This window comes from Prochlorococcus marinus str. MIT 1013 (assembly GCF_027359395.1).
In the GTDB taxonomy this organism is placed as follows: Bacteria; Cyanobacteriota; Cyanobacteriia; order PCC-6307; family Cyanobiaceae; genus Prochlorococcus_B; species Prochlorococcus_B marinus_E.
In genome coordinates this window covers 2,025,093-2,046,712 of the sequence record NZ_CP114778.1, presented here as the reverse complement: position 1 = coordinate 2,046,712, position 21,620 = coordinate 2,025,093, and the positions used below count along the sequence as shown (strand labels likewise).

26 protein-coding genes are annotated in these 21,620 nt (G+C 37.8%); 9 read left to right on the top strand and 17 right to left on the bottom strand.

Translation table 11 applies throughout. The features are described from left to right. Positions 1-65 precede the first annotated feature (65 nt). Both O5633_RS11650 and O5633_RS11645 read left to right on the top strand, forming a co-directional pair. On the top strand, positions 66-797 hold the full coding sequence (locus O5633_RS11650; protein WP_269609943.1) for a TIGR04282 family arsenosugar biosynthesis glycosyltransferase: 732 nt from the start codon (positions 66-68) through the stop codon (positions 795-797). After that, on the top strand, positions 746-1,450 hold the full coding sequence (locus O5633_RS11645) for a TIGR04283 family arsenosugar biosynthesis glycosyltransferase (RefSeq protein ID WP_269609942.1): 705 nt from the start codon (positions 746-748) through the stop codon (positions 1,448-1,450). Before O5633_RS11650 ends, O5633_RS11645 begins: the two co-directional genes overlap by 52 nt. Positions 1,451-1,472: 22 nt before the next feature. Here O5633_RS11645 and O5633_RS11640 read toward each other — a convergent pair whose 3' ends face one another. From O5633_RS11640 to hisG, 3 genes are read right to left on the bottom strand one after another with little or no spacing between them, the layout of a single operon-like run. After that, positions 1,473-2,015, bottom strand: coding sequence for a GNAT family N-acetyltransferase (locus O5633_RS11640; RefSeq protein WP_269609941.1), 543 nt, complete (start codon positions 2,013-2,015; stop codon positions 1,473-1,475). Positions 2,016-2,028: 13 nt separating this feature from the next. Beyond that, a complete protein-coding gene (locus O5633_RS11635) occupies positions 2,029-3,825 on the bottom strand; it encodes an ABC transporter ATP-binding protein (RefSeq protein WP_269609940.1) in 1,797 nt (598 codons plus the stop codon). Next, the gene (hisG, locus tag O5633_RS11630; RefSeq protein WP_269609939.1) at positions 3,812-4,474 is read right to left on the bottom strand and encodes an ATP phosphoribosyltransferase; all 663 of its coding nucleotides are present in this window, start codon (positions 4,472-4,474) and stop codon (positions 3,812-3,814) included. The genes O5633_RS11635 and hisG overlap by 14 nt, the downstream gene beginning before the upstream one ends. Before the next feature lie 50 nt (positions 4,475-4,524). Between hisG and gloB the strand changes: the two genes are divergently transcribed. The 3 genes from gloB to O5633_RS11615 all read left to right on the top strand — a co-directional run bounded on the left by gloB (position 4,525) and on the right by O5633_RS11615 (position 6,050). Continuing rightward, positions 4,525-5,280: a hydroxyacylglutathione hydrolase gene (gene gloB, locus O5633_RS11625; protein ID WP_269609938.1), complete on the top strand. Its 756-nt coding sequence runs from the start codon at positions 4,525-4,527 to the stop codon at positions 5,278-5,280. Positions 5,281-5,325: 45 nt separating this feature from the next. After that, the gene (locus O5633_RS11620; protein WP_269609937.1) at positions 5,326-5,733 is read left to right on the top strand and encodes a RidA family protein; all 408 of its coding nucleotides are present in this window, start codon (positions 5,326-5,328) and stop codon (positions 5,731-5,733) included. Positions 5,734-5,819: 86 nt separating this feature from the next. Further along, positions 5,820-6,050 (top strand): DUF3136 domain-containing protein, encoded by a 231-nt coding sequence (locus tag O5633_RS11615; RefSeq protein ID WP_269609936.1) that lies wholly within the window; start codon positions 5,820-5,822, stop codon positions 6,048-6,050. Here O5633_RS11615 and O5633_RS11610 read toward each other — a convergent pair. The 9 genes from O5633_RS11610 to O5633_RS11570 form a co-directional block, all read right to left on the bottom strand. Continuing rightward, positions 6,047-6,310, bottom strand: coding sequence for a 4a-hydroxytetrahydrobiopterin dehydratase (locus O5633_RS11610; RefSeq protein WP_269609935.1), 264 nt, complete (start codon positions 6,308-6,310; stop codon positions 6,047-6,049). The two genes, O5633_RS11615 and O5633_RS11610, sit on opposite strands and share 4 nt — an antisense overlap. Before the next feature lie 75 nt (positions 6,311-6,385). Further along, entirely contained in the window at positions 6,386-6,934 is a 549-nt protein-coding gene (locus O5633_RS11605; RefSeq protein ID WP_269609934.1) for a BMC domain-containing protein, read from the bottom strand. Between the two features lie 45 nt (positions 6,935-6,979). Then, positions 6,980-7,231: a carboxysome peptide B gene (locus tag O5633_RS11600; protein ID WP_269609932.1), complete on the bottom strand. Its 252-nt coding sequence runs from the start codon at positions 7,229-7,231 to the stop codon at positions 6,980-6,982. Beyond that, positions 7,231-7,506 (bottom strand): carboxysome peptide A, encoded by a 276-nt coding sequence (locus O5633_RS11595; protein WP_269609931.1) that lies wholly within the window; start codon positions 7,504-7,506, stop codon positions 7,231-7,233. The genes O5633_RS11600 and O5633_RS11595 overlap by 1 nt, the downstream gene beginning before the upstream one ends. Beyond that, a complete protein-coding gene (locus O5633_RS11590; RefSeq protein ID WP_269609930.1) occupies positions 7,507-9,066 on the bottom strand; it encodes a carboxysome shell carbonic anhydrase in 1,560 nt (519 codons plus the stop codon). A gap of 7 nt (positions 9,067-9,073) precedes the next feature. Next, the gene (locus O5633_RS11585) at positions 9,074-11,461 is read right to left on the bottom strand and encodes a CsoS2 family carboxysome shell protein (protein ID WP_269609929.1); all 2,388 of its coding nucleotides are present in this window, start codon (positions 11,459-11,461) and stop codon (positions 9,074-9,076) included. Positions 11,462-11,560: 99 nt separating this feature from the next. After that, entirely contained in the window at positions 11,561-11,902 is a 342-nt protein-coding gene (locus O5633_RS11580; RefSeq protein WP_011294511.1) for a ribulose bisphosphate carboxylase small subunit, read from the bottom strand. 100 nt (positions 11,903-12,002) lie between these two features. Further along, positions 12,003-13,415: a form I ribulose bisphosphate carboxylase large subunit gene (locus O5633_RS11575; RefSeq protein WP_011294510.1), complete on the bottom strand. Its 1,413-nt coding sequence runs from the start codon at positions 13,413-13,415 to the stop codon at positions 12,003-12,005. A 72-nt stretch (positions 13,416-13,487) separates the two neighbouring features. After that, on the bottom strand, positions 13,488-13,799 hold the full coding sequence (locus O5633_RS11570; protein WP_011130577.1) for a BMC domain-containing protein: 312 nt from the start codon (positions 13,797-13,799) through the stop codon (positions 13,488-13,490). Here O5633_RS11570 and O5633_RS11565 point away from each other — a divergent pair. Together O5633_RS11565 and O5633_RS11560 are read left to right on the top strand one after the other, a co-directional pair. Then, positions 13,765-13,995 carry a hypothetical protein gene (locus O5633_RS11565; RefSeq protein WP_269611373.1) on the top strand — a complete coding sequence of 77 codons (231 nt, stop codon included), beginning with the start codon at positions 13,765-13,767 and terminating at the stop codon, positions 13,993-13,995. The two genes, O5633_RS11570 and O5633_RS11565, sit on opposite strands and share 35 nt — an antisense overlap. A gap of 161 nt (positions 13,996-14,156) precedes the next feature. Continuing rightward, positions 14,157-14,747 (top strand): non-canonical purine NTP pyrophosphatase, encoded by a 591-nt coding sequence (locus tag O5633_RS11560; protein WP_269609928.1) that lies wholly within the window; start codon positions 14,157-14,159, stop codon positions 14,745-14,747. On the opposite strand, the gene O5633_RS11555 is transcribed toward O5633_RS11560, so the two are convergent. Further along, the gene (locus tag O5633_RS11555) at positions 14,744-15,520 is read right to left on the bottom strand and encodes a BMC domain-containing protein (protein ID WP_269609927.1); all 777 of its coding nucleotides are present in this window, start codon (positions 15,518-15,520) and stop codon (positions 14,744-14,746) included. The two genes, O5633_RS11560 and O5633_RS11555, sit on opposite strands and share 4 nt — an antisense overlap. 101 nt (positions 15,521-15,621) lie before the next feature. Between O5633_RS11555 and O5633_RS11550 the strand changes: the two genes are divergently transcribed. After that, positions 15,622-15,987, top strand: a complete 366-nt coding sequence (locus O5633_RS11550; RefSeq protein ID WP_269609926.1) for a hypothetical protein — start codon at positions 15,622-15,624, stop codon at positions 15,985-15,987. An 11-nt stretch (positions 15,988-15,998) separates the two neighbouring features. On the opposite strand, the gene O5633_RS11545 is transcribed toward O5633_RS11550, so the two are convergent. Together O5633_RS11545 and O5633_RS11540 are read right to left on the bottom strand one after the other, a co-directional pair. Beyond that, positions 15,999-17,576, bottom strand: coding sequence for a ferredoxin:protochlorophyllide reductase (ATP-dependent) subunit B (locus tag O5633_RS11545; protein WP_269609925.1), 1,578 nt, complete (start codon positions 17,574-17,576; stop codon positions 15,999-16,001). A 4-nt stretch (positions 17,577-17,580) separates the two neighbouring features. Further along, entirely contained in the window at positions 17,581-18,840 is a 1,260-nt protein-coding gene (locus O5633_RS11540; RefSeq protein ID WP_269609923.1) for a ferredoxin:protochlorophyllide reductase (ATP-dependent) subunit N, read from the bottom strand. A 357-nt stretch (positions 18,841-19,197) separates the two neighbouring features. On the opposite strand from O5633_RS11540, the gene bchL reads away from it, so the two are divergent. Continuing rightward, the gene (gene bchL / locus O5633_RS11535; RefSeq protein WP_269609922.1) at positions 19,198-20,088 is read left to right on the top strand and encodes a ferredoxin:protochlorophyllide reductase (ATP-dependent) iron-sulfur ATP-binding protein; all 891 of its coding nucleotides are present in this window, start codon (positions 19,198-19,200) and stop codon (positions 20,086-20,088) included. 16 nt (positions 20,089-20,104) lie between these two features. Here the strand turns inward: bchL and O5633_RS11530 are convergent, their stop codons facing one another. Further along, on the bottom strand, positions 20,105-21,118 hold the full coding sequence (locus O5633_RS11530) for a protochlorophyllide reductase (protein WP_269609921.1): 1,014 nt from the start codon (positions 21,116-21,118) through the stop codon (positions 20,105-20,107). Positions 21,119-21,185: 67 nt separating this feature from the next. Next, positions 21,186-21,590 carry a hypothetical protein gene (locus O5633_RS11525; RefSeq protein WP_269609920.1) on the bottom strand — a complete coding sequence of 135 codons (405 nt, stop codon included), beginning with the start codon at positions 21,588-21,590 and terminating at the stop codon, positions 21,186-21,188. Positions 21,591-21,620 lie beyond the last annotated feature (30 nt).

Here is a 21,620-nt window from a genome sequence, read left to right as displayed (position 1 = left end):
TTAATCAGATGCAATGAATAGTAACTTAAGCTTCACAAACATAGAAGAATCTGAAATTAATAACTATGCAACTAGAAAGAACGAAAACAGCAACTACAAAAAAATCAAATAAAAATAACATTCCAACTATTGTTTTAATGACAAGATGGCATGCCACATTTAGATGTAAAAGTCGTTTATCAAAAGATATAGGAGCCTATAAAGCAGCCAAGGTCCAAGAGAAACTAACGAATCATACAATTGGTGTAGCCAAACAAATTCAAAAAGAAGGTCTTGCAGATATCAAAGTTGCCATCGATGGAATTGGTATTCAGGCCGCAAAAAAATGGGCAAAATCAAACAAAATCAAAACAGTTGCGCTTCAAGGGCCAGGTAATCTAGGGACCAAAATGAAAAGACAGTTTTTAAAGACTCATTTTGAAAAAACTATTACTCATAAAATTCGTAATCCCATTTTACTAATTGGAACTGATTTACCATCAATCTCACATTTTGACTTAATACAAGCAATACAGATACTGAATAATAAAGAAATGGTTTTAGGCCCTTCAATTGACGGTGGATATTGGCTTATTGGACTATCAAATAAACTTATAAATCCTTTATGTACCTGGCCATTTTCTGGTATAGATTGGGGAACAGATAAAGTCCTAAAACAGACAACTCGATTAGCTTCCTTTAATCAAGTAGATTATCAACTTCTTCAAACTAAAAATGATCTGGATAGTATTATAGATTTATCACCATGGATAGATTACAAAAAATTCCAACTCTCAGCATCATCATACCAACTTTAAATGAAGCCACTCATATTCCACTTCTCTTCGCGGATTTAAATGCATGGCCATACAACTTTAACTTAACGATAGTTGATGGTGGGAGTGTAGATTTAACTATTTCAATTGCACAAATACAAGGAATAAATATAATAAAAAGCCCTAAACAGAATAGAGGATACCAATTAAAAACTGGTGCTTCAAATGCAAAAGGAGAATGGCTTTTATTTCTACACGCCGACAGCAGATTAGACCCAACATGGGTGAAGAGCTTATTAAAGATATTAAAAAACAAAACATCAAAAAATTTTGCATGGTATTTTGATTTTAGACTCAAAAAAGATAGTTTAGAATTCAGGATTTTAGAAATAGCAGTCGCTCTTAGAAGTCATTTCTTGCAAAGACCTTATGGAGATCAAGGCTTATTAATGCATAAAGATCTTTATTATCTTTCAGGAGGTTTCTCTTCTTTAAAGATAATGGAAGATGTCGATTTAATATCCAGAGTTACTAAAATAACAAAAGTAAAACGTATTAGAGAAAATATATATACTGATGATATAAAATGGTCAAATTCAAATATAATTAAACGTGCATTTAAAAATGCTAAATTAAGAAAAAAATGGAGGCAAGGTTATGATATAAACAACTTATCAAAAGAATACTATACATAATTTTATAATACTAATTCAACCATCAATTTGAATACCAAAAAGCACATTTATTACCGTTTGGCTCTAAGGTCCAACCCTGCCTCTTATAAAAAGTAATAACATCAGAATCAGCAAATAAAGTTACTCTACTTATACCTTCTCTTTTTAAACTCTTCATTAAATATGACATAAGTTGTTTACCTAATCCATAACCTTGATAAACTGGGTTGATAGCTACGTCCCATATTGTTGCATCAATAACTCCATCTCCAGTGCATCTTGCGAATCCAATCAATCTTGGAAATTTAGGATCATGTTGCCATAAACCAACCTTAAGCAAGCTATTATCAAGAGCTCTTTTTACTCTCCTCAATGGCCTTCTTCCCCAGCCAACTGCTTGAAGAAGTTGCTCAAGCTCAATTAAATCAAAAGGTTTTGTATCTGTAAAAACGAAGAGGGCTGGATTCTTTTGATTAAAATATTGAAGAGCCTGTTTTCCATATAAATTTCTTAAAGTTTCTTCAGAAAGAATATTTTCGTTTCTCCACCCAGGCATTCCTAGTCTTTTTGATCCTAAATTAATCATAAATTTGTACAAATTAGATGGTAGTCAGGCCTTTTTCTTGTAAATCAGCAAGTTGCGAATAAAGTCCGCCTAAAGCCCTCAATTCTTCATGTGTGCCTTGCTCTATTAGCTTTCCTTTTCTCATTACAAGAATTCGATCAGAAGATTCTATTGTCGCTAGTCGATGGGCTATAACAAGAGCTGTTCTTTTCTCTAATAATCTATCAAGATCTCTTTGCAAAGTTGCCTCTGTTGAAGGATCCATAAAAGCAGTAGCTTCGTCCATAATTAATACTTTTGGATCTCTTATTGCAAGACGTGCAATAGATAAAAGCTGTCTTTCTCCTGAAGAGAGATTACCTCCTCTTTCTCTGATATAAGTATCTAATCCATTTGGTAATTTTCTCAATAAATTATCAAGTCCTAATTCACTACATATATCTTTTAAACGTTGATTATTCACTGATAAATCTAAACGAAGATTATCTGCAACGTTGCCACTAAATAGGAAAGTATCCTGAAGTACAACTCCAAGCTGTTTCCTTAATGATTGGATGGGTATATTTTTAATGTTTAGTCCATCAATATATATATTACCCTTTTGAGGTTCGTAAAGCCTACATAATAATCTAATTAAAGTTGTCTTACCTGATCCTGTTGGACCAACAAGAGCAACGTGTTCACCTGGCTTAATTTTAAAACTTAAATCATTTATTATAGGTTCATCTTCTCTGTAGAAAAAACTTACATTTTCAAATAAAACTTCTCCAGAAACATTTTTATACAAATTTGTTGTTTTTATATTTTCTACTTTCTGAGAAATTTGATCATGAATTTCGATTTTTTTCTCAAGCAATTCACTAATTCTTTCAACCGCTGTTAATCCTCCCTGTATTTGTGTAAATCTCTCTGCCAATTGCCTTAAAGGTTCAAATAGTCTTTGTGAATATAAAATGAATGTAGTGAGAGTTCCTAATCCCATAGCTCCTGCTGTAACCATGTAACCTCCCAAAGAAATAACTAAAGCGACTGCAGCCAATGAAATCCATTCAATAAAGGCGGAAATACTACTGTCATAAAAAATTGTTCCGTTAACTGCATTTTTATAATTAGTTCCAGTTTTGAAAAATTTTTGACCATTTAAAGTTTGCCTTCTAAACATTTGAACAACTTCAAGTCCTTGGAGGTTTTCCTGAAAATCTGCATTCAACTGGGATAGTTCCTCTCTAACTTTATAATTTTGTTTTCGATAACGTTTTTGTAACCAAAGAATAAACAACGTAACAGGTATTTGGATAAATAAAAGGAGAAAGCCTAGTCTCCATTCAATTAAAATCATAGTGACTGATATAACTAAAAGACTTACAAAATCAGCCAACACACCAACAGCCCCACTTCCAAATACTTCTGACAATGCATCAACATCGCTAGTTAATCTTGTCAGCAATTTACCAACAGGCATTTTGTCATGAAAACGCAATGACAAAGACATGGAATGAGAAAACAAATCATCCCTAATTCGAGCAGTTAATCTCTGTCCTACAGACTGAATATTGTATGACTGAAAACCTTGTAATCCAAGTCTAAGTAATACTGTTATGAATAATGTACCTATTATTAAACGAATTGATAATTCATTAGAAAGTTTATCAAAAAAGGATATCGTATCCTCCCCTCTTAAAACAGAAATTGCTTGCCCCACGAGAAGAGGTTGAATTGCACCAGCTAATGCAACAGGTATTAAAATTAAAAGTATTAGAATTAAACGTTTTTTTTCTTTTTTTAAATACTTTCCAAGTTTCTTAACTCTACGAAAATCATTTTTTGCCATCAGAAAAGTGTTTGGTCTGAGATTGGATTTGAATTGAATCAATAATTTCTTGAAGAGGGCCTCTATCTAGCCTTAGGGAGAGTGGATGACCAACAAGACGAGCGCTTGATTTAAAAAGTTCTTCAATTTCTATAAGTCCATTATCTCTAAGAGTACGACCAGTTGCGACTAAATCGACAATTGCTTCGGCCATACCAGTAATAGGTCCTAATTCAACCGATCCACTCAAATGAACCAATTGAACAGGCAAATCTATTTGTTCAAAAAAACTCTTTGCGCAATTTGTGAATTTACTTGCCACTCGACAGTTTGGAGGCAAGTCAGAAGCACTAAAGTAACCACTTTTCGATTTAACTGCAACAGACATATGACAAGCACCAAAACCAAGATCTACTAAATTAGATACTTGCAATTTCTGCTCTTGTAATACGTCAAAACCCACTATGCCTAGTTGCGCCTGCCCATAAGATACATAAACAGGAACATCACTGTTTCGAACTAAAAGAGCTTTAGCACGGCCACATACTGAGGGAACCATCAATTGCCGATTGCTATCTTCTAAAACAGCAGAAAAATCAAGCCCAACGTTAGAAAACATTGAGACTGATTCCTGCAATAAGGCACCTTTAGCTAATGCAACAGTAAACATGTCAAAAACTATTGAAGTGCAATCTAACTATTACAGCACCTAAATAAACAATGTTAGAGAAAGAAAGCGAATTCACTATTCACCCAATTACTGTCTTACAGGACAATATCGTATGGGTATGGGTCCACAATTGCAATGCAGTTGTAGTAGATCCCTCCATCTCGAGACCAGTAGAGAAATGGCTTTTAGATAAGAACCTATCGTTGGAGGCAATCCTTCAAACACATCATCATGATGACCATATTGGTGGAACACAGAAGTTAATTAAAAGATGGCCAAATGCAAAGGTAATTGCAGCAAAAAAAGAACTTAAAAGAATTCCTTTTCAAACATTTTCAGTTGATGATAATGATATTTTTTACTTAATGGATAGCAAGATTAAAGTAATTGAAGTGCATGGTCATACTAACAACCATCTAGCTTTTTATGTATCAAATGGAAATACTAAATATAATATATTATTTCCTGGAGACACACTTTTTGGAGGTGGTTGTGGTCGCCTATTAGAAGGTACACCTTCTCAAATGTTTGAAAGTTTATATAAACTTAATTCTCTTCCAGAAAACACTAAGATATATTCTGCACATGAATATACTGAAAACAACTTAAAGTGGGCATTAACATTAAAGTCTAACGATATTTCTATTATCGAAAGATTAAAAATTGTCCACAAACAACGACAGAGAGGGATTCCCAGTCTCCCTTCAACAATTTCAGAAGAAAGAAAAACAAATTTGTTTTTAAGAGCAAAAAATGTCGAAGAATTTACAATATTAAGAAGACACAAAGATAGCTGGAAATGTTAAATTCTGATTTGTATACCAATTTTATTAACCCAAACCAAATCATTCATGAAAAGTTCAGCGATAAAACCAATCGAAACAAAATTTGCGCCTAAACCCGTTGGCCCCTACAACCAAGCTGTTTTAGTTGGAAATTGGTTGTATTGCTCAGGACAAATTGCTTTAGACCCTGAAACCGGCGTAATGATCGGTAATGGAAATATCGAAGAAGAGACTAGGCAAGTTCTAAAAAATTTAATGGCTGTAATTGAAGCGGCGGGTGGAGAAAATTCAAATGTAATAAGAACAACCATATATTTGACAGATTTAAATGACTTCACAAAAGTAAATGACATATATGCAGAAACTTTTGGCGAAATAGTAAGCCCCGCAAGAGCATGCGTTGAAGTTTCAAATCTTCCTAAAGGAGGAAAAATCGAGATAGATTGCATAGCCTGGGTAGAGAAAAGCAGCTAAAAACAACTTTGTGACTAATTTGGACCTTGCCACTTTGCTAAGTGGCCCCATTATTGTCTAAATTAATAATTGATTAGCGATAAACAATGTCCACTGCCAAGTTGACTATTGGCGAACTAGAAGCAGGATACCCGCTTTACTGCAAAGCACTCAGGAGGCTTTTGCAACAAGGACGTACCGCTGATCAAATTCAAAGAACTGTTTGCTGGAGCCACCTAGAGACTCTTAATCGCTGCTTACCAGGAAGATATAAAACTCCCTCTTATCTAATGGCATTAATCAAAAGAGATCTAGAGCAACCAAAAGACGAAGATTAATTTTCTTGTTGTTTATTTAAAAAATCTATTTCGCTTGCGAAATCATGATCATCTTTTGATATTTCCTCTTTCTCATTATTTTCTACAGGCCTGATAGTGATATTTGCATAAGTCTTCCCAAAACTAATATCGGGGAAGCGATTGACCTTCTCGCAAAAGTCACCTAGCGCATCAAGAAAATCTCTATTTTTTTCATAAGATTGAAATTCAAACCTTTTTTCTAGACACTCTGGTCTTTTTTTTTGCCTCCACCCTTCCATGAAAAATACTTATCTTTTATAAAAGCTACTACACGGTGAATTAATTCAAGAAATAATTTATAAATCAAAAACTACTTAACTTCTCCTTTTTGCTCCACTTCCTCTTAATACTGGCTCAACCTCAACATGAGGTCGGGCAATAATATGCGCAGAAACTAAACCATCTCCAACACGCTCACATGCATCAGCACCTGCTCTCACTGAAGCATTTACAGCACCAGTCTCACCACGAACCATTACTGTTACATATCCCCCACCAACGAGTTCCTTAACGATCAAATTAACTTCCGCAGCTTTCGTCATTGCATCGGCCGCTTCAATTGCTGGTACCAATCCACGAGTCTCTATCATTCCTAATGCAATACCAGCGTTTGAATTACTCTCAAAACCTTTATCGTTTCCGATTGTTTTTTTAGTTGAAGCAGCACCTCTAGAGCCATTAGATAGATTTTTACCGCTAGGAATATTTTTAGTACTAGATGTTTTTCCGGTTGAGGAAGACTGTATCTTCGAAGAAGTTTTTGTTTGAGTAGTTGAATTGATCGGAGTAATATCAACTACTTGATCTTTAGGCTTAATAGTTTTATTACTACTTTTTGGTCGACGATTTGAAGAGTTAGTCATAGTTTAGGAATTTATAAAATTAAGCTTTATTGAATAGTACTGAAACTAATCATCAGGTGACCAATTATCAATAATCCCACCAATGGTTAAATCAGTTTGAATATTTGGATTTGGACATCCCCACCTCGCAGCGGTCCCTGTTGCGGTAAAAACCCAATTACCTTCTCGCGCACCGACAGGGTCAACAGCCACAAGTCTTTTACCTTTGTTATTGCACAATATTCTTAAATGCATATGTCCTAAACCTTCCACTCTCTGTGAACATACCAACCGTCCCATAACTTGCATGATCTCCATTATTTTGCTCCTCCTGGAATCTGTTGTTGAGTCTCTGGATCCCAATGATCAATAATCCCAACAATGGTTAAATCACTTGGATAAGACTTACTTCCAGCAGCTTCGCGAGCGGCAGAGCTTCCTACACATATCACCCAATCATCTGGTTTACATCCAACAGCATCAACAGCAACTTTTTTTGAGCTACCATCTAATACAACCTGTAAATGCTTATGTTCAAAGCCTGGGATACGATTGGTTGAAACAAGTGGTTTGAGAACTTTACAAATGAGCATTTAGTGAGCCTCCTGAGTGACTGGATCGAGGGAAGAACCTACAACTTCTGCAGGAGCCTTTTTATCTCGATCTCGAATAGTAAGAAATGTGTGTAGTGAACCATCATCTATTAAATCTCGATAACGAGACTTAATAGCCTGGTTAATTCTATGACAATCAGATAATGCTCTATTTCTTGCATGAGGAACACTACCTGAGTAATCAAAGCGAATGACAATAGGGATTGGCAAACTCTTAGAGATATTGAGACCTGTAAAAATTTTTACTCCGACGTCGAGATCAGGAGCTCCTTGTTCAACAGTCTCCAAATGAGCAAAATAAGTAAGATTCCTTAAATGAACTTCTTTAAAACCAATACCCACACCAATAAACCTTTCAGCATGACCTGCATCTTGATAGCTTCCGGAATGAAAATTCTTCACATAGTCAATTTGAGAAATATTATTTGAAATAAGCTTTGTGATAAATTTGACCATATTCGGATCGGTTTCTCCAGGACAAACACTTTTGACATTTTCTTGGATTTTTTGAAGAGCCTCCTCGGCATTTAGAAATTGAGTCTCTTTGTATATTTCATTTGCACAAACCCATGATTTCAAATCAACTTCATTAATTTTGGAAGGAGTATGAATTCTTATAGCGTCTGTATCTGTGTCAATACCAATTAAAAGCAAATCAACGGATGCACCACAACAAAAACTATTTTCGACTGCTTCTCTAAAATCTAATAATCGCTGTAAGCCTTCTGATGCTGCTAACTCATCATTGCTACCATGAGCAGCACATCCTTGGTGTGTAGGGTCAACAGAACTAAAATGATAAATTACTGATTTTAAATATCTTGTTGGCTCAGTTGCAGAATTAGGAGTTGACTCTCTATATCTACTATGTTCAGTTTTAATCCAACGATTAACTGTTTTTTCGATATCAAATAGTGCACCTGCATGAGAACGCCTCCTAACAGAACTAAAAGGTATACGTAATGCATAAGAGATTGCATGAGCTAATCGACCATCAGCACAAGGAGTTATATCTAAAAGATGAAAGCCACATTGATAAAGGAAAGACTGAAAAGATTTGGCATATTGACTATTCTCAGATCCCTCCATTGGATCTGAATCAAAAAATTCATTACTAGTCAATTGGTGTGATTGAAAAACACACCATGCAAACAATGCACTTATGTCAACACTTCCAACCCAAGCCTTTTCAAGTATATGTTGTGGCAATTCATAACCTAATTCTGCTTGACATAAACTTTGTGCTCTTTCCACAAAATTCAAATCATTTTGAAGACTAGAGACTCTTTTCAAAAGAGGGACGATATTATCAAATCGATCTTTAACCTTATTTTCGTATTGATTTAACTTCTGATTTTCTAGAGAATTGGTTAATGGATGATCAGTGGATAAAGAGCTAATATTTTTTATTTCATCAGAAAAAGAATTAGTGGTTTTAATAACTCTAGAATTCAAGTTCTGGGTCTCTAGGTCTTTAAATCTCTTCATAGGAGCTGTAGGCCCACTACGAGATTTCTTGGCCAAATTACGATAGGCCATTGACTATTTAACCTCTTGCTCCACCAGAGAAAGTAACCAGTTGGCCATCCCTTGTATTACCACTAGAACCAGTGATTAAGAAGTCTGGTTCGGGAACCTCTTGGTTCCTTTTCAATTCAGCTGCGTTCATTGCACTCATAGGTCCTGGACGAGAAGGATTTCTACGTTTAGCAGATGCCCCCTCTGTCCCAGTGACATGCTCTCCTCTAGCCCAATCATCACCAGTTATATTCAAACCAGAGGATTGTCCTTCTCCTGTTATTTGTGAGGTTGGGCGTTGCTTAGATTCTTCATTAACTATTTGATCAACTTTATTTTGCTGAGAATTTGATGGTTTTCTATCAAAACGAAATTGTTCGGTACCTGTCACTTTGTTTGCAGCCATATCAAATGGGCCAGTTATTCTTGAGCTATCTTCGTAGCTAGTACCTGTAACACCTGCGTTGATTTCATTTTGAATATGAGCCTGTCTGGCAGGGGATTTCACACTAAAACTTGTCCATGCAGCTGCTTTTTCAGGATTTTCTTGCTGCGCATAACCATCAGGAATATTTGAAACTCCACAATTGTCTGTCAATTGATCTCCTCCTATATAAGGAGTTCCTGTAAGAGGTTCACACGCACCCTTATGAGCACCTGTCATCTTTCCACCTATGCCAGGTTGCTGACCAGTCAATCTTGCTGCAGGGGTACCAAGTTGCCTAGGGGTTCTAGCCTCAATCTCAGATGACGCAGAATTATCACACCATTGATTTGCTTGATCTAATCCTGCATAGGGTGTACCTGTAACTGCTTTACAAGTTCCAGGTTCATCTCCTGTTACTAGAGGAGATCTACCTGTCATGGTTCCACTAACTTTTTGAGTTTTATTAGTAACACTCAAACCAACTTTTGCTGGATCAGGAGCAGGCTTAGTGCCACAAAAAGAATCAAATTGTCCAGCGCCTACATACTCATCTCCAGTCACATTCTTGCAACTACCAGCCTCATTGCCAGTGACATTATCTCTTCTCGAGACATCAGTACCAGTTACACCGTTCCCACGAATTGTAGTTAGTGAACCAACCTTTTCTGCTGGTCTACCAGAAGGTAGTGGATCAGAACCTAAATACTGATCACCAGTTAAACCTTTATTTGATCCAGCTTCATTTCCAGTAACCAATGCTGACCTACCTGTCATTGTTCCGCTGACTTTTTGACCATCAATAGTCTGGCTATAGCCAATTTTTGAAGGAGAAGGGTTAACTCCTCCGCAATAATTATTAGATTGATTAGCTGATATATATTCAGTACCAGTAAGGTTTTTACAAGTTCCAGGCTCGTCACCTGTAACCTTCTCTGATCTACCTACTTCGTTACCAGTCACAAGATTTCCATGACTAGTACTTGTAACTGCTACTTTTGCAGGCTGACTTATAGGTGTATTAGATCCATTACAGAAAGAATCAATAACTTCTGAACCAAGATACTGAGTACCAGTTATTGAACGACAAGTACTTGCTTCATTACCGGTAGTTTTTATAGATCTGTTTGCCTGAGTTCCAGTAACAAGTTGACCAGTTGCGGTCTCACTCATTCCCACTTTCCAATGAGCATCAGGAGCACTAGCATTTTGCTTCGCACCATTTTTATTTGGACCACAAGGACGAGTTACTGAAGTACGTTTTGATCCAGTGGCACCAGTTTTACTTTTAAGTTCTCTTACTCTTTGAGCTATTTCCTTAGTTGTCAAATCTGGATTACCTTGTCGAGCAACTGATGCAGCTGTTGTTGGTTGTTTCCCAGCAGATTTACCGTGCTTTGATAAAGCTTCTCTTCTAGCCAGCACAAAAGCTCTACTTGAATTAGTAATTGCTTTTCTTTTAACAGTTGAACGGTGATCAGTTGTTCTCTTATTTAATTTCAAGCTGATTTCAGGCTTTGAAGTTCTATTAATGGTTTCTTCTAACGATTTTTGCTCACACTCCGGGCAACAATGTTCAGACTTTTTCGCCTGAGAAGAAGGAGCACTCTGAACCTTTTTCCTTTCAAGCTCAACACGAGTTATATCTTTTGTATTATCAGCAGATTTGCCTCTACGAGATAATGCCTCTCGTCTAGCAATAACAAGTTGACGACTTGGTTGTGCTACGGAATTTCTATATGATCTTGAACTACTTGAACTCCCAGAAGTACTTAATTGAAAACTACTAGTACTTAATTGAGAGGAAGAATTATTTGAATTAGTCATAGATTTATTGGGTTTCACAAAACCAGAATTTGTCCTCGTAGCTCTCGCATCACCAGAAGAACGCACTCTATTAGCCGTAGAGCCTTTAATAGATGCATTTTTGCCTCCTTGACTGAGAGCCTGGCGGCGTTCAAGAACTAATTGTCGACTTGTTTGTTTTGCCATATCAACCCAATGGAGAGGTTACAAAAAAATAATTTTAAATTCTCTAAAGAATTATTAGCCCCAAAAATTTTGAGGCTAATTATATCAAAGCCTACTTATTTAGCGGCCTTGGAAAACCACAAAGCAAGTACCTTGACTTTGTGTATATGCGTCATATCCAACGATACGAACATGATGATCAGGATATGCTCTATGACAAGCTTCTAACTCGCTAACAACCAAATTTAAATCTTTCTCACCAAAGAAAGGTAATTTCCAATAAGACCAATAGGTCTGCATTGAACCACTTGGTTGAACATGCTCAATAACTGGGCTCCAACCCTGAGCAATGATATAAGCGATTTGATCGTAGATTTCGTCCTGGGTCATCGGCGGTAAGAAGCCGAATGTTTCCAGGGTGGCGACTGTTTGATAGTCACCTACTGTGCTCTGGAAAGGCATGGTGAACTTAAGTTAGTGAATGAGTGAAAGTCGATTTAAATATCGACTAGTGAATTTAAGAAAGTTAGAGGCAACTTAAAATGTCACCTCTATATCTTTACTACTGAACGTCGAGTTTATCGACTGTATCGAATTCGAACTTAATCTCCTTCCATGTCTCAAGAGCAATTGCCAATTCAGGGCTATGCTTTGCAGCTTCTAGAAGGATATCGCGACTTTCTTTTTCGATTTCTCTACCTGCATTACGCGCTTTAACACAAGCCTCTAGAGCTACTCGGTTAGCGGCTGCACCAGCAGCTGATCCCCAAGGGTGTCCATGTGTACCGCCTCCAAACTGGAGACATGAATCATCCCCAAATATTGCAAGCAATGCTGGCATATGCCAAACATGAATACCACCAGATGCCACAGCAAATACACCAGGCATAGAACCCCAATCTTGATCAAAGAAGTTACCGCGAGTACGGTCTTCAGGAACAAAGGATTCACGTAGGTTATCGATATAACCAAGAGTTGTTTGACGATCTCCTTCTAGTTTTCCAACAACTGTTCCTGTATGAAGTTGATCTCCGCCAGATAGACGCAAACACTTAGCAAGAACTCTGAAGTGGATACCATGCTGAGGATGACGGTCGATAACCGCATGCATAGCACGGTGAATATGAAGAAGCATGCCATTTTCACGGCACCAATTAGCAAGACCTGTATTAGCAGTAAAACCACCAGTTATGTAGTCATGCATGATGATTGGCATATCAAGTTCTTTAGCGAACTCAGCACGCTTATACATCTCTTCAGGAGTAGTTGCTGTGCAATTCAGGTAGTGACCTTTAACTTCACCAGTTTCCTGTTGAGCTAGCTTTACAGCTTCAGCAACAAATTCAAAACGCTCTCTCCAACGCTGGAATGGCTGAGAATTGATATTCTCATCATCTTTTGTTAGATCAAGACCACCACGAAGGCATTCGTAAACAACACGACCGTAGTTTTTACCTGAAAGACCAAGTTTTGGCTTAATAGTACAACCAAGTAATGGACGACCGTATTTATTAAGACGATCACGTTCAACTACGATTCCACTAGGTGGTCCGCCGCAGGTCTTGATAAATGCCATTGGGAAGCGAATATCTTCAAGACGAAGATGACGCAGGGCTTTAAAACCAAAGACGTTTCCAACAAGTGATGTCAAAACGTTAGTTATAGATCCTTCTTCAAAAAGATCTAAGGGATAGGCAATAAATGCATAGAAGGCATCCTTGTCTCCAGGGACATCTTCAATGCGGTAACAGCGGCCTTTGTAGAATTCAAGATCTACAAGTAATTCTGACCAAACTGTTGACCATGTACCTGTAGATGATTCAGCCGCAACAGCTGCTGCAACCTCTTCCTTTGGTACACCTTCCTGACCTGTGCATTTAAAACATGCAAGTAGATCAGTATCTAGGGGGACGTAATCAGGAGTGAAGTAAGTATCTCTATACTCCTTAACTCCAGCATCATACTTTTTAGCCATTGATAGCTCCTGTTAATTAGTTAGAAGGTTGAAAATTTGAAAAGTCCTCTCCTCTTAGGACTTAATCAAAAATCAGTCCTTCTGACCTAAGAAGTTACCGTTGCCCAGAGCTGGCTCAACTTCACGATGAGGACGAGCAATGATGTGAGCTGCAACGAGTCCGTCACCTACACGCTCACAAGCGTCTGCGCCTGCACGAACTGCTGCGTTTACAGCACCAGTTTCTCCGCGAACCAAAACTGTTACGTAACCACCACCAACAAACTCACGACCAATCAAGCGCACTTCTGCTGCCTTGGTCATAGCGTCAGCAGCTTCAATAGCTGGTACTAATCCGCGTGTCTCGATCATGCCGAGAGCAATACCCATTGTTTCGCTAGCCATGTCCTATTTCTGTAAAGGGATGGAATGTTCAGGAGGGACAATGGCCCGCCAAAGAGCAATTAGTCAAGGGGATTCTCTAATAGCGCTGATTACAGTTTCTACTCCTATTCATAAGCTGAGCTTATCACCCTTGCTACGACAGTTGAGTAACACTGTTCGATCAACAGTCAGGACATACTCATATTGCATTGCGTAAACAAGTTCATGTAGTTATTTTTACCCACGAGACAGCTTCCTGGCTATGTCAGGGTTGGAATGTTCGCCCAAAAACTGTCTCAAAATCATCTACAAGATTCAACGACTATTGTTTTTGACTTCTTCTTGTAAGACTATATAAGACTAGTTAAACGATTCGATTTGAAAAAACCACTAATAACCATTGCTAGTGGTAATCCCAAGAAAGTTGCTGAGATAGAGGCAATGCTTGGGCCACTACCAATTGAAGTTAAAAAACAACCTAGTTATTTAGATGTTGAAGAAACCGGAAAAACATATCTGGAAAATGCCATATTGAAAGCAAAAGCAGCAGCGGCATTAACTAACAGTTGGACTATTGCAGATGATTCTGGACTTGAAATTGATTCTCTTGGTAATGCTCCCGGTATCTTTTCTGCACGACTTGCCGAAACAAATGAAAAAAAAATAGAAAAAATCCTATCCGCTCTCGGAGATAGTCCTTACAGAAGCGCAAAAGTTTGCAGCGTAATGGTTCTCTGCTCTAACAGTGGAGAGATAATCCAAAACACAATAGGAATATGCTGGGGCGAAATTTTAAAAGAGCCTGCTTACCCCAATGGTGAATTTGAATCATTATTTTGGGTTCGTGAAACTAATTGCACTTATGGGGAATTAAATAATGCACAATTATCAAAACATGGAAGTAGAGGTAAAGCCGCTAGAGAATTAGCGCCTTACCTTTTGAAAGCTATAGGAATTAAAAATAATTAACTTCTATTTATTTGATCAATAGATCTCATCGCCGCAGCCGCAGCCTCTTCAACATCTCCCTCTTTCCCAGCCAAAGTCAGTCTTCCAAAAGCACCAACTCCTTTCACATCAACGATTGTGATGTTTGATGCCTTCTCTGCTTCGTTCGCAGCCATCAAAACATATCCCGCTGGTTCAGTCTCAAGGATGAACATACTCATTCCAGATTGAATCATTGAGCCACGTCTATTTTGGCGATTGATCAAAACAGCATGGTCCGGAGTAATAGAGCGAATAACCTCAGTCCAAGTAACTTGCGGATCCGTTCTCCTATCAATTGTGCTACCTATGGCATCTAAAACGACATCGCCTGAATGCAGTACTGTGCTTTGATCTCGGTGATAAAGAGCAAGAGATCCAAATGCCCTTTCAACGATCATTTGCCCTAATCGAACGTTGCTGGCTTTTAGTGCGATATCTGTAACCCTATGCACAGCCATTCCAGGAGAAACCTCCATCCAAAGACAAGCATCACCGGGTATGGGTAAAAATCCTGAACTTGCAGTACCCATATAAGCAGCAAGTTGAGGTTGCAAAGAATCTAGAAATACATATGTTCTTAATTCAATTTGTTTTACATGACTTGCTTGACGAGCAACTAACGATTTTTCAGAATCAGTTGTTATTACTCTCTTTGGATCATCGACAAGATATTCATTTACCTCTGCACCAGTAATTCTCTGACTTCCTCCTGGTCGCCTCTCATTATTTTTAAATGTGGCGAATCTCGTCATGCGCGAGATACTACCTCAAAGATTGTCTTTTTAGCTAGCAATTGAGACTTGCATGCTGATTGTAAGCCGATAAATTCAAGATATATTGATTTTACGAAAGAATGTCTGCAACTCAGCCAAAGGATCCCAAAAACAATAACTCAAATGCTGAAATCAATCCGGAGCAAGCGCTAGGTTTAGTCTCGTTAGGTCTTATGCAAAAATTGTCTGACAAAGGTATTGCCGACTTTAATTGGTTAAAAGAAGACGAAAAATGTGATACATATGAGCTGCGTCAAAGACTTGAACTAACTTCTCTAGCTATAGAAACAGGAGCCCCACTAAGCACAACAGAAGTATCAAAACTTTTAGGCGTCAGACCAGGCTCTTCAAAAGTTGAGAGAGGTGGTCTCATTGCTAAGAAGTTATCAAGAAATGTTTGGAGATTAATCAAATCAAGCCAAGAAAGTTCTCATTGGCGTAATTAGAAGGACCAAATCTAGGCTTTATAATGAGCCTTAGCGTCATATAGAGTTTCTTCGTTTATTTCTCTACATCCAGCTTGACGAGCATAATTCTCTGTATTTCTTCTTACCTTACCTCTTACAAAAAATGGGATTTTCGAAAGTTCTTTTTCACCTTCATGTGTCCATATAGGATCGCCATCTGTAATTACTGAATCTTGTAAGTTTGTTTTTATAGCCTCTTTATTTGTATTTTGATTTCCTTTCCCACCTAAATGTCCTAGATGACTTTGGTGGCCATCAACAAATTCGAAGTCATGTTTAAACATTCCAATTAAATGTTCCTCAAGTCCCATCATTAATGGATGAACCCAGTCATCAAAAATGACATTTGCCCCCTCCCATCCCATTTGAGGGCTATATCGAGCAGGTACATCCTGCACATGCATTGGTGTACTGATCACAGCGCATGGGATACCAAGTCTTTTTGCACTATGTCGCTCCATTTGTGTACCAAGGACTAGTTCTGGAGATGTTTCTTTTATCGCATCTTCTACTTCTAAGTAGTCATTGGTTATCAATGCCTCTAAACCAAGTGCCTTAGCGGCTGGACGAACTTTCCTAGCCATTTCACGACTATAAGTTCCTAGACCTACAACTTTAAAACCAAGCTCCTCATTAGCAATTCTTGCTGCAGCAAGAGCGTGTGTTCCGTCTCCAAAAATAAAGACTCTTTTACCTGTTAGGTAATTCGAATCCACTGAATTCGAGTACCAGGTTAATTTCGAATTATTAGATTCGTTTACTGATTGAGGGATTTCCATCTCTAACACTTTGTGTAATTCTTTAAGAAAATCCTGAGTAGCCCCAACACCAAGCGGAACTGTTGTTGTAAAAGGAATATTTAAATTTCTTTCAAGCCAAATACAAGTTGATTCCGCTATTTCTGGATAAAGGCAAACATTTACATCAGCATTGGGGATTCGCAATATATCTGCAGGTGATGCTCCTAATGGCGCCACAACATTGACGTCTATCCCGTACTGACCAAGTAGTTTTTGTATTTCCAAAACATCATCACGACATCTAAAACCAAGCAAAGTTGGGCCAAGAAGATTTACTCTTGGTCTTCTTTTTTCTTCTTGCCACGTTTGTTTCAATTCTTTCGAGTGATCTTTAAGTAAAGTTCTTACGATTTGATAAAAAGTCTCAGACCCACCCCAATTTTCCTTTTTGCTATAGGCAGGTAATTCAAGGCTGACAATTGGGATATCAAACCCCATACCTTTCGCTAGCGAACCAGGCTGATCTTGAATTAATTCGGCTGTACAACTTTCGCCAACCAAAAGAGCTTCTGGATTAAATCTATCTACAGCTTCTTTTATATGTCCTTTTACAAGTTCAGCGGTATCACCTCCTAAATCTCTAGCTTGAAAAGTTGTATACGTTACAGGTGGTCTACTCCCACGGCGTTCAATCATCGTAAAAAGAAGATCAGCGTAGGTATCTCCTTGAGGTGCATGCAATACATAATGCAATTTTTTCATAGACGTAGCGATTCTCATCGCCCCAATATGAGGAGGTCCTTCGTATGTCCAGAGAGTTAATTCCATGAAATTAGTTTGATGTAAGAGTTTTAGTAGGATTTAAAATGTCATGCCTGCGAAGTGGCCTTGAGAATAATTCTGCTAGATCTGAAGCTTGATCAATCCCGTGAATTGGGCTGAAAACCATTTCAATTGACCATTTGGTTGATATCCCCTCTGCTTCAAGTGGATTAGCAAGTCCCATTCCACAAACAACAAGATCTGGAGAACTATCTCTTACTCTGTCTAATTGTTTCTCTACATGTTGTCCTTCGACAATACGACAATCAGGAGGTAGCAAGTCTATTTCTGCTTTCATTAAATCTCTATTTAGATAAGGCGTTCCTATTTCAACTATCTCCATTCCACACTCATTACTTAGAAATCTTGCGAGCGGTATTTCTAATTGTGATTCTGGCAAAAGGAACAGTTTCTTACCAGAAAGTTTCTCAACATGAGGCTCCAAAGCTTTCTTTGCTCTCGATATCAGTGGATTTAATATTGAATCAATAATGGATTTATCGATGCCAAATGAATTTGCAGCGGCCTGAATCCACAATGTGCTACCCGTAACACCTAGAGGGAAGGGAGCTTCAATTATTTCAGCACCTTTATTTTTAAGCTCTCTTGCCGTATCAGTTAAATAGGGCTGAGTAAGAAGGACTTTGGTCTCAGGACCAATAGAAGGTAATTCTGTTGACTGCCTAGGTGGAAAACTTTCAACATTATCTATTCCAAGCCGATTAAAAATACTTATTAAACGGTCCTCCACCGCATTTGCAAGAGTTCCAACTAAAAGTAATTTCTTTTGATCGCTCTTCGGCATCAATGGAATCAGAGCCTTTAATGCTCCGTCTTCGCCTTGCGTGAAAGTTGTTTCTATTCCACTTCCAGAATAATTCAATACAGTTACTTGACCTTTAAGTTCGATATTCAGGTTTTCTGCAACCCTTGAAAGATCTATTTTTATAACTTCGCTTGGGCAAGAACCAACAAGAAAAAGAGTTTTAATTTCTGGACGTCTAGCTAAAAGATTTTTTACTACTCGGTTTAACTCATCATGAGCATCAGCTAATCCAGCTAAATCTCGTTCTTCTAAAATAGCTGTACCAAAACGCGGCTCAGCAAAAATCATCACACCTGCTGCACTTTGAATTAAATGCGCACAGGTTCTAGAACCCACCACAAGGAAGAAAGCATCAGGCATTCTTCTATGGAGCCAAACAATAGAAGTTAACCCGCAAAAGACTTCTTTTGGACCAGATTCTTTAAGGAGCGTTGCACCGCTCATAGAAATTTAATACATGTATATATTCAAACTGCATCCAAAATGGGTAAACCGTCAACAAACACTTAATCTCTTTCGCATTTAGTTACTTTTTCGTTACCTAATGTCTTACTACGGTAACTTTTGCTTTTCTGACAGTTAATAGCCTTTAGGGATTGCAATAGATCTAAAAGCTAATTCCTTATCTACAAAAAAAGCACATGACATGAGTAAAAGTACGCATCTAGCACTGTTAATGTGTGAATATTCTCGTTTCAAGATATATATTTAATGTCAAATGTTTCGAATTCTCTAAACATTTCCTAAAGAGATATTTGCCTGCAAGAATATAAAGCAAGGACTTTCGAAAGAAAAAGATTAATGACATCGACTGTAGCTCGTAAACCTGATGGGGAAGGTAGTGTTCAAGTTCAACAGGATGCAAAAGTTCAAATACAAGAAGGTGCTCTAGTAATTGCTGTATATGGCAAGGGAGGCATTGGGAAATCAACTACTTCGTCAAATTTGTCAGCTGCTTTTTCAAAGCTTGGCAAGAAAGTTCTTCAAATTGGTTGTGACCCTAAGCATGACAGCACTTTCACCCTCACACATAAGATGGTGCCCACTGTTATCGATATTCTTGAAGAAGTAGATTTCCACAGCGAAGAACTAAGACCTGAAGACTTCATGTTTGAAGGATTCAATGGTGTGATGTGTGTTGAGAGTGGTGGACCACCAGCGGGGACAGGATGCGGAGGTTATGTAACAGGTCAAACAGTCAAACTTCTTAAAGAGCATCATCTTTTAGAAGATACGGATGTTGTTATTTTTGATGTGCTTGGAGACGTTGTTTGTGGAGGCTTTGCAGCCCCACTACAGCACGCCAACTATTGCTTAATCGTTACTGCTAATGATTTCGATTCTATTTTTGCGATGAATCGAATAGTTGCTGCAATTAACGCTAAAGCGAAGAACTACAAAGTTCGCCTTGGCGGAGTGATTGCTAATCGTTCTGCAGAATTGGATCAAATAGAAAAATTCAACAAAGAAACAGGGCTGAAAACTATGGCTCATTTCCAAAACGTTGATGCAATACGTAGATCAAGACTGAAGAAATGCACAATTTTCGAGATGGACTCCTCAGAAGATGGTGTACTTGAATGTCAAAATGAATATCTTTCACTAGCACAAAAGATGATCGACAAGGTTGAGCCTCTTCAAGCAGAACCTTTAAAAGACCGTGAAATATTTGATCTACTTGGATTTGATTAAAGAACTAGTTCAAGGATTATTTCATCCCGACTAATTGCATAGACAAATCCCAAACTTTTCTAGAGGTAACTGGATCTGTCACTCGATCGGACAATTCTTGTGAAAATTGTTGTCTATTCTTGCGTTGTCTATTCCCCCAGCTCCAATGAACACCAGAAATAGCAAATTGAGGATCTGAAACGACTTGGGCCACCCTGTCTCCAGCCAGCGCTTCACTTACAAAACCTCCAGTTATTAATTTCTGAAACCATGGAAACAACCACTGAAACAGTTTAGGAGTGTTTCTAAATAATTTGGTTTTAGCTACACATCCTGGATATAGAGAACTAAAAAGAATTGGAGATGAATTAAATCGCCTATGTAATTCTTGGGTTGTAATCATGTTGCATAACTTACTGTCTTTATAGGCTTTGCCTGGTTTAAAGCGTTTACCACTAGCCATTGATATGGGGTCGCAGAAACCTTCTTCAAAACCAGATAGATTTCCAAGATCAGCTGGAGCTGGGATTGGGATTTTCCCGCCAAGTTCTTTATTGTTAGCAGTTACAGTTCCTAAAATAACTACCCTAGATGATTCAACCCCCCAAGACCTTCCCTTCCAGACTGGTCTTGATGACTTACTAAGATTTTCTAATAGCAACTGAATTAGTAAAAAATGTCCAAAATGATTAGTTGCCATTGATATTTCATATCCCTGAGGAGATCTCAAAGGTTTTTTTAAACGTGGGAGATAAACAGCAGCATTACAAACTAAAGCATCTAATGGTTGTTCCAATTCCTCTAGAAGACTTTTAGCCCCATTGCGTACGCTATCTAAGTCGCCAAGATCAATTTGTATATGTTTAAGTTGTCTTGGACTATTAATAGGTAATCCAACTGCTGATGCGGAAGCCTCAGCTCTCGCAGAACATCTATTTGCAGTGATAACTCTCCACCCCCTCTCCACCAAAGACTTTGTTGCATATAACCCAACTCCAGATGTTGTTCCAGTAATTAAGACAGTTCCTGGTGCCGCTTGTACTAGAGCCATATTCTTTAAAAAAACTATTTAAATCAATTTTCAAACACGAATCTAAACCTAAGAGAAGCAAAGTAAATCATTGCCAAATAACTCTGACACTATTTGGAGTAATCCACTGATCTTGCTCCTTGAAAAAACTTTGCTCTCCACCATTAATAAACATTTCATCAAAACGTAGTCTTAACTTGTGAAGTTTTTTTGATTCTTTTTCCAATAAATATGACAACTCTAGATTTCTATTCACACGTTGATGAGAAGCAAATCCTAAGTTCACGAGGCTGGTTGCAAATACAATGAATAAACCAAACTTCAAAATTAATCCCACATAACTATATAAAAGCTCACGCCTAATTTCTTTTTTCTGAAATTCAGAAACTTGAGTAATCGCATCGATTTTTTTATTTACAGAAGGAATGCTCTTGCAAATTTTTTTTGAACGCTTCCTTCTGAATGGCTCTTCAATTCGTTGAGTTTGTCCCAAATTAAATAAAAATGTCTCGATTTTTTTTCA

Coding starts and splice junctions, on each gene's coding strand:
- hisG (WP_269609939.1), bottom strand. CDS start 4,474: ATGTTTACTGTTGCATTAGCTAAAGGTGCCTTATTGCAGGAATCAGTC.
- O5633_RS11585 (WP_269609929.1), bottom strand. CDS start 11,461: ATGGCAAAACAAACAAGTCGACAATTAGTTCTTGAACGCCGCCAGGCT.
- O5633_RS11540 (WP_269609923.1), bottom strand. CDS start 18,840: ATGAGCGGTGCAACGCTCCTTAAAGAATCTGGTCCAAAAGAAGTCTTT.
- O5633_RS11530 (WP_269609921.1), bottom strand. CDS start 21,118: ATGGCTCTAGTACAAGCGGCACCAGGAACTGTCTTAATTACTGGAACA.
- O5633_RS11610 (WP_269609935.1), bottom strand. CDS start 6,310: ATGGAAGGGTGGAGGCAAAAAAAAAGACCAGAGTGTCTAGAAAAAAGG.
- O5633_RS11600 (WP_269609932.1), bottom strand. CDS start 7,231: ATGGAGATCATGCAAGTTATGGGACGGTTGGTATGTTCACAGAGAGTG.
- O5633_RS11570 (WP_011130577.1), bottom strand. CDS start 13,799: ATGGCTAGCGAAACAATGGGTATTGCTCTCGGCATGATCGAGACACGC.
- bchL (WP_269609922.1), top strand. CDS start 19,198: ATGACATCGACTGTAGCTCGTAAACCTGATGGGGAAGGTAGTGTTCAA.
- O5633_RS11605 (WP_269609934.1), bottom strand. CDS start 6,934: ATGACTAACTCTTCAAATCGTCGACCAAAAAGTAGTAATAAAACTATT.
- O5633_RS11635 (WP_269609940.1), bottom strand. CDS start 3,825: ATGGCAAAAAATGATTTTCGTAGAGTTAAGAAACTTGGAAAGTATTTA.
- O5633_RS11620 (WP_269609937.1), top strand. CDS start 5,326: ATGAAAAGTTCAGCGATAAAACCAATCGAAACAAAATTTGCGCCTAAA.
- O5633_RS11550 (WP_269609926.1), top strand. CDS start 15,622: ATGTCTGCAACTCAGCCAAAGGATCCCAAAAACAATAACTCAAATGCT.
- O5633_RS11580 (WP_011294511.1), bottom strand. CDS start 11,902: ATGCCTTTCCAGAGCACAGTAGGTGACTATCAAACAGTCGCCACCCTG.
- gloB (WP_269609938.1), top strand. CDS start 4,525: ATGTTAGAGAAAGAAAGCGAATTCACTATTCACCCAATTACTGTCTTA.
- O5633_RS11595 (WP_269609931.1), bottom strand. CDS start 7,506: ATGCTCATTTGTAAAGTTCTCAAACCACTTGTTTCAACCAATCGTATC.
- O5633_RS11545 (WP_269609925.1), bottom strand. CDS start 17,576: ATGGAATTAACTCTCTGGACATACGAAGGACCTCCTCATATTGGGGCG.
- O5633_RS11645 (WP_269609942.1), top strand. CDS start 746: ATGGATAGATTACAAAAAATTCCAACTCTCAGCATCATCATACCAACT.
- O5633_RS11640 (WP_269609941.1), bottom strand. CDS start 2,015: ATGATTAATTTAGGATCAAAAAGACTAGGAATGCCTGGGTGGAGAAAC.
- O5633_RS11575 (WP_011294510.1), bottom strand. CDS start 13,415: ATGGCTAAAAAGTATGATGCTGGAGTTAAGGAGTATAGAGATACTTAC.
- O5633_RS11590 (WP_269609930.1), bottom strand. CDS start 9,066: ATGGCCTATCGTAATTTGGCCAAGAAATCTCGTAGTGGGCCTACAGCT.
- O5633_RS11565 (WP_269611373.1), top strand. CDS start 13,765: ATGCCGAGAGCAATACCCATTGTTTCGCTAGCCATGTCCTATTTCTGT.
- O5633_RS11555 (WP_269609927.1), bottom strand. CDS start 15,520: ATGACGAGATTCGCCACATTTAAAAATAATGAGAGGCGACCAGGAGGA.
- O5633_RS11615 (WP_269609936.1), top strand. CDS start 5,820: ATGTCCACTGCCAAGTTGACTATTGGCGAACTAGAAGCAGGATACCCG.
- O5633_RS11650 (WP_269609943.1), top strand. CDS start 66: ATGCAACTAGAAAGAACGAAAACAGCAACTACAAAAAAATCAAATAAA.